Origin of the sequence: Mesorhizobium sp. M7A.F.Ca.US.006.04.2.1 (assembly GCF_004022915.1) — a bacterium.
GTDB classification, from domain to species: Bacteria; Pseudomonadota; Alphaproteobacteria; order Rhizobiales; family Rhizobiaceae; genus Mesorhizobium; species Mesorhizobium ciceri.
Genome location: NZ_RZQA01001028.1, coordinates 1 through 1,961 on the forward strand (window position 1 = coordinate 1; position 1,961 = coordinate 1,961).

Genomic DNA, 1,961 nt, shown 5'->3' on the forward strand with positions numbered 1-1,961 from the left:
CCCGAAAATCGGTTGCACGCAGGACCGCCCGATCGCCGAGCCGCCTCGGCAACGGCTGATCACGGTCTGTGCCGCTGCGCTCGGCACCGGCAATCAGTTCGAGAATCCTGGCCTCGGTGATCTCTTCTTTGGCAAGCTTGCCGACATCCACACCGTCGCGCAAAACCGTCGCGCGGTCGGCGATACGCACCAGCTCGGCGATGCGGTGGGTGACGATCAGGATGCTTGCCCCCCGCTGCTTGAGCTGCCGCATCTTGCGGAACAGCCTTTCCGTGGAATCGAAGTCGAGCGCGGCCGAGGACTCGTCGAGGATCAGGACCTTGGGATCAGTCAGAAGAGCCCTGGCGATTGTCACCCATTGTTTGACGCTCAGGGGCAGTTCGCCCACCAACCCGGAGAGATCGATGTCAAAGCCGAGGAGTTCGCGCATCAATGCGGATGCCTTGGCTTCTTTCTCTTCCCGGTTCATGGACGAGCCCAAAAGGCCATCCGCGCCCAGGTAGAGGTTATCCAGCACCGAGCACTCGTCCGCGACGAGCACCTCCTGAAAGACATTCGAGATACCCAGCTGGCGCGCCTCGTGCGGAGACGTTGCCGACTTTCCAAGGATCGACACCTGGCCACTGTCGGGTATCAGCACGCCGGAGATCACCTTCGCCAACGTGCTCTTGCCCGAGCCGTTGCCGCCAATGATCGCGTGAACCTCCCCTGCGTAGGCCGTTAGGTTGCAACCGCCGAGCGCCACAGTCGGCCCGAAGGTCTTCCTGACCGATGAGAGTTCAACCGTTGGGTACGACATCATAGGTCCAGTTGGCCGACGTTGGTCGGCTAGACTTGCACGGAATGAAAGAAATGCCACCCCGTCAACGCTGACGGGGTGGCCAGACCTGCTTTGGTCAGTTCGCCTTGAAGGCCTCAGGATCGGCCGGACGCAGGAAAAACTGGTCCAGGTAATCCTTGCCTGCCCAGTTCTCGACACCGACGTTGTACCAGCCGTCCGAATCTTCGCTGCAATCGGCCGGGACGGCCTTCTCAAGCTGCTCGTAGGACATGGTCTGCGGCTTGGTCAGGATGGACTGGACCTTCGGGCCCTGACCCTCGAGCGTGCGCATCATGACATTCCAGCCGAACTCGAAGTCGTCGCCCGGTGGCCAGGCATGGATCGCCTGTGAGACGAAATCCTTGTTGTTGCGCCAATAGCAAAGGGCGCCGATTTCACCGCCAATCGAGAACGGGACCATATCGCGGCCGCTTTGCTGCAGCGCGCGCAAGGCGCCCAGTTCAGATGCCGACTGAATGATGATGCCGTTCAGATCGCCCGGATTGGTGGCCAGCCACTTCTGGATTTCGGACTGGGCAACCTGGTCCGTCCACATGCCGGCAACCTGGCCCACGACCTTAATGTCCGGGTATTTGGCCAGGGCCTTCAGAACGCCGACATTCTGCGAGTCCGACGCCGACGCGCCTGGAATGCCTTCGACTATCAGGACATTGCCCTTGCCGTTGATCTGCTTGGCCATCCATTCGCCGAGCATGCTGCCACCGACGACGAAGTTAGCCGAAGTGTTCACCGCATAAGGCGAGGTGAGATAGCCAACTGCAGAGAAGACCGGGACGTCACGCTGGTGGGCATATTCGACGGTCTGGTTCAGTGACGTCGGGTTTGAGCAGCAGACGATGATCGCGTCGACGCCCTGGTCCACCAACTGCCGCATCTGCTGGATCTGCGTGGAATCGTTCAGATTCGACTGGGTGATGATCACGTCCTTGACCAGTCCGAGCTTCTTCCATTTCGGAATGATCTCTTCCTGGAGCCGCTTCATGACGTCGGCGCGCCACGTGTTACCAGCATAGGAGCTGGCGTAGCCGATCGTCCACGGGGGACCCTTCTTCGGTTTCCAGTCGCGGTAAGCGCTTTCCGCGAGCGGCTGCATCGGGTCCATCATGTCTTTGTTGTAGAG

Annotated in this window: 2 protein-coding genes; both read right to left on the reverse strand. The window is 60.4% G+C overall.

Annotated features, from left to right (window positions below; all coding sequences use genetic code 11):
* The coding region (locus tag EN925_RS33735; RefSeq protein WP_164769715.1) for an ATP-binding cassette domain-containing protein at positions 1-802 on the reverse strand (802 nt) is incomplete at its 3' end.
* A gap of 94 nt (positions 803-896) precedes the next feature.
* The coding region (locus tag EN925_RS33740; protein ID WP_128337266.1) for an ABC transporter substrate-binding protein at positions 897-1,961 on the reverse strand (1,065 nt) is incomplete at its 5' end.